This is a genomic window from Terrimonas ferruginea DSM 30193 (assembly GCF_000425585.1).
Classification (GTDB): domain Bacteria; phylum Bacteroidota; class Bacteroidia; order Chitinophagales; family Chitinophagaceae; genus Terrimonas; species Terrimonas ferruginea.
In genome coordinates, this window is sequence record NZ_KE384401.1 from 276808 (window position 1) to 279478 (window position 2671).

Annotated in this window: 3 protein-coding genes; 2 read left to right on the forward strand and 1 reads right to left on the reverse strand. The window is 45.4% G+C overall.

Annotation, left to right across the window (positions count from 1 at the left end; genetic code table 11):
* Both H608_RS24690 and H608_RS0119095 read left to right on the forward strand, forming a co-directional pair.
* On the forward strand, window positions 1-246 hold a 246-nt coding region (locus H608_RS24690), incomplete at its 5' end, for a hypothetical protein (protein WP_211227092.1).
* On the forward strand, window positions 221-2263 hold the full coding sequence (locus tag H608_RS0119095) for a ComEC/Rec2 family competence protein (protein WP_211227093.1): 2043 nt from the start codon (window positions 221-223) through the stop codon (window positions 2261-2263). The genes H608_RS24690 and H608_RS0119095, both read left to right, overlap by 26 nt.
* 176 nt (window positions 2264-2439) lie before the next feature.
* On the opposite strand, the gene H608_RS24540 is transcribed toward H608_RS0119095, so the two are convergent.
* Window positions 2440-2671: hypothetical protein (locus H608_RS24540; RefSeq protein ID WP_028789089.1), on the reverse strand; the 232-nt coding region annotated here is incomplete at its 5' end.

Genomic DNA, 2671 nt, shown 5'->3' on the forward strand with positions numbered 1-2671 from the left:
AAGCTGACAACTAAACACTCAGACACCCCGGTTCGTCTATTGACGAACCGGAACAAGGGCTACGGAATAAGGAGTGCAACTTCCCTGCACAAAAGAAGAAACTTCCTTACTTCCACCGATGTTTTTCCCATTGTTTCACTTCCCCCACAACTGATATTGCAGGATGTCTGCAATAACCATATTTACCGCACGGGTGCCTGCACTACGGATATTAATCCCGATGATATCGGGTATTATAGCCGGTGAGTATGTAAACATTCCGGAGACTGGAGTATATATATCAATTGGTGTTTTACTCCTGCCGTTGGTTGTATTCAGGTTAGTGCCTCTTTATTTTAGGTATCGTCTGCAACTTATTCGCGGTATACTGGTGTGGCTGCTTATCTTTTTCGCTGGTTGGATGTTAATACAAACGGCAAAAGTAACCGCTAAAGAAAATTGGTACGGGCATGAATATCAAGAAGGACAAAGGCTACTGTTACGTATGGAAGAACCCTTTGCCCGGCGGGCGAAAAGTATAAAGACGAAGGCGGTCGTTGTCGGCCGATGGCAGGATAAAAAATTTAAACGGGCAACAGGAAGCGTTTGGTTTTACAGCGCCCCGGGCGCTATGCCGGAAGACTATCCCATTGGAAATTATGTTATCACCAGCCAGACCATACAACCGGTGAAAAACAGCGGCAATCCTGGAGGTTTTGACTACGCGGCTTATAGCCAGCGACAAGGAGTAACGGGTCAATTATTTGTCCGGGACAGCACACAGGTGATCCTGGTACGCGATTCCACCTTTTCGTTCAAAAGAAAAATAATCGCCTGGAGAGAAACGATACTTTATCAACTGAAAAAATACATTCCCGGAAAAGAAGAAGCCGGATTGGCGGAAGCATTGCTGGTAGGCTATAAAGAAGACCTCGATGAAGACTTGCTAAGGTCGTACAGCAATACGGGTGTAGTTCATGTGATTGCAGTATCGGGTATGCACCTGGCATTGATCTACTGGCTCATTCAAAAATTACTGGCGCCATTGGCTGTTGTTCCCAGGACTAAATGGATATCCTTTGTCATAGCGGTCAGTTTACTGTGGTTATTTAGCCTGATCGCGGGCGGAGCGGCTTCCATTGTCCGGGCGGCGGTCATGTTTACCTGTTTGCTCCTCGGGCAGACACTCTCACGGCAAAGCAATATTTATAACACGCTTGCGGCCTCCGCCATGTTATTGCTGTGTTACGATCCGTACTGGCTGTGGGATGCAGGATTTCAGTTGTCATACCTCGCTGTACTGAGTATTGTACTATTCTATAAACCGATTTATAACCTGGTTTATTGCCGTTATCGTATAATGGACTGGCTCTGGCAATTGTGCGCCGTGACCTGTGCGGCGCAGATACTTACTACACCCGTGAGCATCTATCTCTTTCATCAATTCCCGGTTTGTTTCCTGTTTACTAATCTGCCGGTAGTACCACTTTCGAGTATAATACTGATTGGAGAGATCGGCTTGCTTGCTGCAGGCTTCAGCAATTGGTTAAGTGAATATGCAGGAATGATCCTTGGATGGATGATCCGCCTGATGAACAACATTATTTATGTCATAGAAAAATTGCCTTTCGCTATCTGGGATAATCTCAACATCAGTATTGTACAGGTATTACTGCTCTACCTGGTAATCGGATTGACCGCTTTTGGCTTGATGGAAAAATCGGCAAAAGCCCTGGTCGTAAGTCTTGCTACGCTAAATATTGTTGCAGGAATAAGATATGTTGATTGCTCAAGAGCATCTGTTCAGAACAGGTTTATAGTATTCAATTTGCCAGAAGGAAGTAAGATGAGTATTGTTAATGGCAGGAAACAATGGCTACAGCAGAAAAGTCAACTGACACCATCATCGATACGAAACAATATACGGCCGTCACTTTGCGCCTACAGAACAGCGTTTGCGGACACACTCGAAAGCTTGCATGCATCGGACAACCTTATTACTTATTCCGGTTATCGTATTATGATTGCTGATTCTGCTCTTAGGGTCAGGCGAATCCGGGAGCCGGCTGTGGCAGATATCTTATTTGTCCACGGCAGTGCGCGCGACTCCGCGGCAATATGGCTGAGAAAAATTCAGGTAAACCAACTGATCATCGATCGCCGTATGTCGATGAAAAAACGTGCAGACTGGAAAGCAGCGGCATTGAAAAGGGAAATTCCTGTTCATGATATGAATGAGAAAGGGGCGTTTAACTCAAAACTCAATAAATCAATAAGTGAATAAGGCAGTGGGTGTCCCTGCCATGGTTCGTGTATACACGAACCATGGAGTCTTCGGAGTAAGGAAAAGAAATTAAGTTAGTGTTGCTGTCCCTTCTGACTGGTTCGTGTATACACCATAGCCGTCAACTTAAGGGAAAGACAAAACCCTGCGGTTATCCGCAGGGACAATTTTTTTCCTCATATCTTTGGTTTTTGTTTTTGAAGCCATCGGCATTGGTCGTTACCTGTGTGCTGATGGCTTTGTTTTTTGTAGTACTGCAAAGATAAAGTGTTCCGGGTTTGGGTATCGGGTATTTGTAATAGTTGTTGCAAAGACACGGTGTTGGTCTTGGTTTCTTTGTCGCCGTATAGCACCACCAGTTTGGTGGTTTCTATCAGCCAGCTTTTGAGCCGTTGCCGGCTGCGGCCG